Source organism: Enterobacter sp. RIT418, assembly GCF_003057745.1.
GTDB lineage: Bacteria > Pseudomonadota > Gammaproteobacteria > Enterobacterales > Enterobacteriaceae > Enterobacter.
In genome coordinates, this window is the sequence record NZ_QBJD02000017.1 from 104155 (window position 1) to 111535 (window position 7381).

Below are 7381 nucleotides of genomic sequence, written 5' to 3' on the forward strand. Positions count from 1 at the left end.
GGCCGTCTGGTTCGGTTTTTTGCGGGAAATCTATGAAACGTAGCGCTTCATTTGTCACGCCTGTGCGGCTGCTGTGGCTGACGTTGCCCTTCGTCTGCGCGGGCGCAGCGGCGGCGAACGCCACCGGCCAGGGGCATGGCAAGGTCAGCATGCAGGGGGCGATTATCGATACGCCCTGCGCGATCAAGGTCGATAGCCGCGATCAGGCGATCGACCTCATCACGATGCCGTTGGATCAGATCATCAATGCCGGGGTCGGGCCATCAAAGCCGTTCAGCATTCACCTCGAGAACTGCGCGCTGGAGCCGATGCTGCCAAACCATCCTGACTGGTCACATTTTCGCGTCACCTTCGACGGGGCCATCACCGATGGCTCGCTCTTCGCGCTTCGCGGCGAGGCCCGCGGGATCGGTCTGGAAATTCTGGACGCCGCAGGCAACCGCATGCAGCCGGGTATCGCCTCTTCGTCGGGGCAGCTACAGCCTGGCACCATGCGCCTTGATTACAGCCTGCGGCTGGTGGGTAACCACCAGAAGCTGCGCGCGGGTGCGTACCAGACGACGGTGCGTTTCAAACTGGATTATTTTTGATGAGGCACGTTTTTAACTTTTCGGGCATTGCGGTGGTGGTCAGCCTGGCTCTGCAGGGAGGAATGACTAAGGGGTATGCGGCGCAAAGCATTCAGTTTAATACCGACGTGCTGGACGTCAGCGATCGGGCGCATATCGACCTGAGTCAGTTTTCCCGCGCCGGTTTTATTATGCCGGGAAAGTACCAGATGGTGGTTCGCCTGAACAAAACCGAGCTGCCCGAACAGCCGCTCGGTTTTCTGGCGCCGGACGATGACCCAAAGGGCAGCGAGGCGTGCCTGACGCGCGACCTCGTGGCGCAGCTTGGGCTTAAATCCACGCTGCAAAGTTCGCTCACCTGGTGGCATGACGGCACCTGCCTGCAGCTGGCGAGCCTGCCGGGGGCCAGCCAGCGCGCGGACCTGGGATCAAACACCCTTTACCTGAGCATTCCTCAGGCCTACCTCGAATACACCGCCGAGAATTGGGATCCTCCCGGCAGCTGGGATGAGGGGATTGGCGGGGCCATTTTTGACTATAACCTCAACGGCCAGTCCTCGCGGTATGCGACGGGGAGCCGCCGCGAGATGAAATCGCTAACGGGCAACGGCACGACCGGATTTAACGTCGGCGGCTGGCGGGTGCGCGCGGACTGGCAGGCGCGCTATAGCCATAGCGACGGGATGTATCAGGACAACCAGCGCGAGTGGGCGTGGAGTCGCTACTACGCGTGGCGGGCGCTGCCGTCGCTGAAGTCGAAGCTGATGATGGGGGAGAACTATCTCAACTCGGGGCTGTTTGACAGTTTCCGCTACACGGGAAGCAGCCTGGAGTCGGATGACAATATGCTGCCGCCCAACCTGCGCGGCTATGCGCCGGAGGTGGTCGGCGTGGCGAAGACTAACGCGAAGGTCACGATTAGCCAGCAGGGACGCGTGCTGCACGAAACGACCGTGGCGGCAGGTCCGTTTCGCATTCAGGATTTGAACACGGCGGTTTCCGGTACGCTGGACGTGGAGATACAGGAGCAGGACGGCACCGTTCGCCATTTCCAGATGGATACCGCCAATATTCCCTACCTGACGCGTCCGGGGATGGTGCGTTACAAGCTGGCGCTGGGCAAGCCGTCGGACTACCGCCACAACAGCGTGGGGCCAGGATTTGCCACGGGGGAGTTTTCGTGGGGGATCAACAACGGCTGGTCGCTCTACGGCGGCAGCCTGCTGGCGGGCGACTATAACGCGCTGGCGACCGGCGTCGGGCGTGACCTGCTGGCCCTGGGGGCGGTCTCGTTTGACTTCACCGAGTCGCGTGCGGTGTTGCCGCAGACCGGCAGCCGGTCCGGCGGCTCCTGGCGCCTCAGCTACTCCAAGCGCTTTGACGAATACGACAGCCAGGTCACCTTTGCGGGCTATCGCTTCTCGCAGCGTAACTTTATGAACATGGCCGAGTATTTAAACGCGCGCTATCACGGCATCGCGGGGAATAACAACAAAGAGCTCTACACCATTGCGTTTAACAAGCAGTTTCGGCAGCTGGGGCTGAGCGCCTACGTGAACTACAGCCACCAGACCTACTGGGACCGCCCGGATAACGATACCTACAACCTCTCGCTATCGCGCTTTTTCGATGCCGGAGAGCTTAAAAACCTTGGCCTGACCCTGTCGGCCTACCGCACCCTTTATAACCACACGCGCGACGATGGCGCCTATCTTAGCCTCTCGGTGCCGTGGGGCAACGGGGGCACGCTCAACGTCGACGGTCAGGCGGGCAGTTCAGGCAACGGGGCGACGGTCGGCTATTTCGACACCATTGACGCAAACAATACCTACCGGATTAAGGCCGGGGTTGCACGGCAGGGCCGGGCGGTCAGCAGCGGGTACTTTACGCACAAGGGCGACGTTGCCGAGATGACCGCCAATACCACCTATGAAGAGGGGCGATATCGTTCCTGGGGCGGCGCGATTCAGGGCGGCCTGACGGCGACGCCGGAGGGCGTGGCGATGCACCGGGTGAGCAGCATGGGCGGGACGCGCATGATGGTTGATACGGCGGGCATTGCCGGGGTCCCCGTCCGCGGATACGGCGCGGAAACGCAGACGAACCGCTTTGGCAAGGCGGTGGTGGCGGATATCAGCAATGGCTACCGCAGCAGCGTCAGCGTGGACGTGAACAACCTGGCCGACAACGTCGAGGCAACGCGGTCGGTAGTGCAGGGGACGCTGACGGAAGGGGCCATCGGCTATCGCCGCTTTGGCATGATTGCCGGCGAAAAGGCGATGGTGCGGCTGCGTCTTGCGAACGGCAGCGTTCCACCGTTCGGCGCGACGGTGCTCAGCCATCGCGAGGGCCAGGCCGGGATCGTCGACGATGACGGCATGGTATGGCTCACGGGGATGGTCAGCGGAGAGTCGATGCGGGTGATGTGGGATGGGCAAACGCAGTGCGTCGTGACGCTGCCGAAGCCCCTGCCGACCGACGTCCGCATTCTGCCGTTAACCTGCCAACCGCAGCAGATATAGCATTTCAGCCCTCCGCGACCGCGGGAAAAACAACCGGGCCACCGTACTTTGCGATGGCTCAACAACAGCAAGTATATCCATATGAATCATCATTTATCGCTCACGGGGATTGGTGCAGTGCTGATCTCCGGGCTGCTTTGCCAGAGCGTGCAGGCGGCCGTTACGCTCGACCGCACGCGGGCCGTGTTCAACGGCGCAAACCGATCGATGAGCCTGAACATCACCAACCAGAACAAGGCGCTGCCCTACCTGGCGCAGGCGTGGATTGAGGACGAAAAGGGGAACAAAATCAGCGGGCCGCTGGCGGCGCTGCCGCCGCTGCAGCGGGTAGAGCCCGTGGGGAAGGGGCAGGTAAAGCTGCAGCTTACCGACGATGCCCGGTCGCTGCCGCAGGACAGGGAATCCATCTTCTACTTTAACCTGCGCGAAATTCCGCCCAAAAGCAGCAAGGCCAATACCCTGCAGATTGCGCTGCAAACGCGCATCAAGCTTTTCTACCGCCCGGCCGCGCTGCAGCTTGACCGCGATAAGGCCCCGGATCTCTGGCAGAAAAAGCTGGTCCTGACCCGTCACGGTGAAGGCTACCGCGTCAGCAACCCCAGTCCGTACTACGTGACGCTGGCTGCAGCGTACAAACAGCCGGGCGGCGCGCCCATTGCCGGGTTTGATCCGGTGATGATTGCCCCGTTTTCTGAATCGCCGCTCACCGTGAAGGCGGGAGAGCTCGGCAGTAAGCCCATCATGACCTGGATTAATGACTACGGCGGTCGGCCAAAGCTGATGTTCAGCTGCGCGCACGACGTTTGCCGGGTTGTGGACAGCAGGGCAGGATAAGCACGATGAATGAAACGACAACACGCGCCGCGGTGCTGCTTTTCGCCAGCGCCCTCGGCCCGGCAATGCCGGCCTTCGCCGATGCGGACGGCTGGGATGTGGAAGGGCAGCACGGCGAGCTGCACGTCTATGGCGAGTTTGTAGAGGGCGCCTGCCGCCTCGATATGGTCTCGCAAAATCAGGAGATCGATATGGGGCGCATCACCACGTCGCTGCTGCAAAAGACCGGCGCGCGCGGGGAAGCGCAGGCGTTTATCCTGCGGCTGCGCGACTGCGTCCACGTCGGCGGTAACATGCTTGATATGCGCACGGGCAACCGCTACTGGGATCGCGTGCAGCCAATGGTCAGCGTGACCTTTACTGCTCCCGCCGATTCGGATACGCCCGAGCTGGTCAAGGTCAACGGCGTAAGCGGGATGGGCCTGCGCATCACCGACAGCGAGGGCCGCGACGTTCGTCTCGGCCAGCGCGGCGTGCCGCATTTCATCGTGCCGGGAAACGGTGCGCTGCTGTACCGCGTGCAGCCGGAACGCACGGCGCAGGCGCTGTCGTCCGGCGAGTGGCGCGCGACGGTAGGATTTGAACTGGACTATGACTAAGGAGCGCCTCATGAAACGTCTAAGCCGCGTCGCGAGCGCGCTGATGCTGCTGGCCGCCGCCGGCGCGACCGCCGGGCCGGGGGCCAGCAACGTGGACATCGCCATTACCGGCGAGGTGATTGCGACCGCGTCCTGTACCTTCTCCAGCAGCGAGCCGATTAGGGTCGAATTTGGCGATGTGTACATCAATGAGATCGTGGGGACCGCGTATCGCCAGGCGATCCCGTATCAGGTGAACTGCAAGGGCGACCCGGACGGCAAAACGGTGCAGATGCAGGTATCCGGCACGGCCGCGGGCGGCGATACCAGCAGGCTGCAAACCGATGCCAGCGGGCTGACGATAAAGATCCAAAACGGCAGCGCGACCCTGCCGCTTAATCGCTGGATCGATTTTGACAGCAGCAGCCCGCCCTCGCTGTATGCGGTGCTGGAAAAAGCGAGCGGCGCCCGGTTTCAGGACGGCCAGGCGTTTAACGCCACGGCAACCCTGAAAGTGGCCTACAACTGAGGCGAGACGATGATTCACACCCCCTTTATTCGCAGCCGGACGCGTCTGCGCGGCGCAATTTTTACCCTGGCCCTCTGTGCCTGCGGGCCTGCTTTCGCCGCCGCGACCGGAGACAGCAGCGACATCGCGTTTCACGGCACGCTGAAAATCCACCCCTGCCACATCAATAACGACCGTGACCTGAGCATTCATTTCGACAATGTCGGTATCCACAAGGTGGACGGTCAGCGCTACAGGCAGACCATTGGCTACCAGCTGGTTTGCGATGACATCGATCCGACCTGGCGTTTGACCATGATTGTGAAGGGCAGCGCCGCCTCCTTTGACGCCAGCGCGCTCAGCACCAACGCCCCGGGGCTGGGGATCAAGATCCTGCAGAACGGGCAGCCGTTTGAGATCAACAAGGCGCTGGATATTACCTATCAAAATCCGCCAACCCTGGAGGCGGTGCCGGTAAAAGATCCGAACGTCAGCGAGCTGAGCGAAGGCGCGTTTAGCGCAACCGCGACGCTGCTGGCGGAATACCTGTAAGGAAACAGCATGAACACACTCTACACGCGGCGCGGGGCGCTGGGATTACTGTTGCTCATCGCCACCCACGCCGCCTACGCGGCGGAGGGCGGCCTAGAAGAGGTGAATAACAATCTGCGGTTTGACGGCCAGCTGGTGGCCGATCCCTGCGAGCTCGATCCCGCCTCCGCGGCCATTACCCTCGATTTTGGTACGGTAATCGACACGTACCTCTATTTACATACCCGCACCCACGCGCAGCCGTTCGTTATCAGGCTTAAAGAGTGCGACCTGACGCTGGGCAACCAGGTTGAGGTGACCTTTAAGGGCGCGGAGAGCGGGGAGCTTCCCGGCCTGCTGGCCGTGACGTCTCCCGCCGATAGCGGCCTGGCCATCGGCATGTCGCTGCCGGACGGCACGCCTTTACCGTTTAACCAGACGGTGCCTGCCTTTTCACTCCAGAGCGGCACCAGCGAGCTGACGCTGGAGGGGTACGTGATGGGTGAGCCGGGCGCGCTCGCCAACAAAACCCTGCGCCGCGGCGAGTTTAGCGCGCTGGCGACGTTTGAGCTTAATTATCCTTAGGGAAAATCTTATGAAGATAACAATGCCGCTACTGGCGCTTCTGCTGCTGAAAAGCGTGGCGGCGTCGGCCTATGAATGCGACACGATTGGCTGGCACGGCGGCGACGCCGATATCCATATTAACGTCAGCTCCGATGTGAATACCGGTAAAAACAGCATCGTCGATCTGGCGCCCCAAATTACCTGCAAGAATACGGCGGGGCAGGACGGCTGGATCGACACCATGTGGATGGGGGCCGACGGGGTAAAGCTTGAAAGCGGTATTTTTAAAAACCTCAAATATGGCGTCACGATTTCGGGAACCGATCATCCTGCGCCGGTAGCCGAAACGAAAATCTTCGATCTGAACAACGGTGAATCCAGACAATTACCGGTGGTGCTCTATTTTGAGCTGACGTCGCTCGGGGAGGAGATTCACATCAAAACCGGCGATAAGCTGGGGAGCCTGCGATTCGTGCAGACCAATAATAAAGGCGAACGCCATAACTATACCTGGACCCTCTACGCGTCGAACGATGCGGATATTAATACCTCAACCTGCAGCGTGATGTCTGGTTCGACCTTTAACGTCGATTTAGGGCAGATTGAGCGCGGGGATATTGTCTCAGGCGGGACGTCATCGCAAACGGTGAGAAAAGATTTCAATATTGTTTGTGACGCGGCGCACGCTGTGGATTTTGATGTCAAGATGAGCCTGATGTCTCCTTCGTGGAATAATAAGGCGATTAAAACCAATAATGATAATCTGGCCGTGGAAATGCGCTGGAATGGAAATGCGGTCGCCAACGGCGATAGCCAGAAGATCAGCGTTACGAATGGGAGTATAAGCGTGCCGCTAAGCTTTACGCCGGTGAAACCGGCTTCGGTCAGCTACGAGAATATTACTACCGGATCATTTTCCGCATCGGCAACGATGATTCTGACGCAGTACTGACGGGCTAAGTGGCGTTTTTTGATAGAGTGGTTTCCTGGATATATGTTAAATTTTGGCCATGGATTGAGTCGGGGGGAAATGGAATCACGGTTTACGACAGGTTCGACTCCGAAATGAAGTGACTATTCATGTAGCGTGAGGACATTGCTTTATTGGCGGACAAGGATGTTCCGCAATTTTTTTAACGGTACGCGTTAAAATGCCTATCAGCGTCAGATTTAGCCTAATTTGAAGATGTGAATCATATACTATTTTTCAGCTTACGGAAGGAGTATATGAAGATGGTTTTAATTGATTCTAAATAAACAGAGTGATTTGTT

At 59.7% G+C, this 7381-nt stretch carries 8 protein-coding genes; all 8 read left to right on the forward strand.

Translation table 11 applies throughout. From position 1 onward, the window contains the following. Positions 1 to 32 precede the first annotated feature (32 nt). The 8 genes from DBY73_RS18425 to DBY73_RS18460 all read left to right on the forward strand — a co-directional run bounded on the left by DBY73_RS18425 (position 33) and on the right by DBY73_RS18460 (position 7061). Entirely contained in the window at positions 33 to 590 is a 558-nt protein-coding gene (locus tag DBY73_RS18425) for a fimbrial protein (RefSeq protein WP_112012496.1), read from the forward strand. Continuing rightward, complete coding sequence (locus DBY73_RS18430) at positions 590 to 3091, forward strand: outer membrane usher protein (RefSeq protein WP_112012497.1); 2502 nt, start codon at positions 590 to 592, stop codon at positions 3089 to 3091. Before DBY73_RS18425 ends, DBY73_RS18430 begins: the two co-directional genes overlap by 1 nt. A gap of 75 nt (positions 3092 to 3166) precedes the next feature. Further along, on the forward strand, positions 3167 to 3925 hold the full coding sequence (locus tag DBY73_RS18435) for a fimbria/pilus periplasmic chaperone (RefSeq protein ID WP_181573257.1): 759 nt from the start codon (positions 3167 to 3169) through the stop codon (positions 3923 to 3925). Positions 3926 to 3930: 5 nt separating this feature from the next. Then, on the forward strand, positions 3931 to 4524 hold the full coding sequence (locus DBY73_RS18440; protein ID WP_112012499.1) for a fimbrial protein: 594 nt from the start codon (positions 3931 to 3933) through the stop codon (positions 4522 to 4524). Positions 4525 to 4534: 10 nt separating this feature from the next. Then, positions 4535 to 5032: a fimbrial protein gene (locus DBY73_RS18445; protein ID WP_181573256.1), complete on the forward strand. Its 498-nt coding sequence runs from the start codon at positions 4535 to 4537 to the stop codon at positions 5030 to 5032. 9 nt (positions 5033 to 5041) lie between these two features. After that, positions 5042 to 5563 carry a fimbrial protein gene (locus DBY73_RS18450; protein ID WP_112012501.1) on the forward strand — a complete coding sequence of 174 codons (522 nt, stop codon included), beginning with the start codon at positions 5042 to 5044 and terminating at the stop codon, positions 5561 to 5563. A 9-nt stretch (positions 5564 to 5572) separates the two neighbouring features. Further along, the gene (locus tag DBY73_RS18455) at positions 5573 to 6127 is read left to right on the forward strand and encodes a fimbrial protein (protein WP_112012502.1); all 555 of its coding nucleotides are present in this window, start codon (positions 5573 to 5575) and stop codon (positions 6125 to 6127) included. A 10-nt stretch (positions 6128 to 6137) separates the two neighbouring features. After that, positions 6138 to 7061, forward strand: coding sequence for a fimbrial protein (locus DBY73_RS18460; RefSeq protein ID WP_112012503.1), 924 nt, complete (start codon positions 6138 to 6140; stop codon positions 7059 to 7061). Positions 7062 to 7381 lie beyond the last annotated feature (320 nt).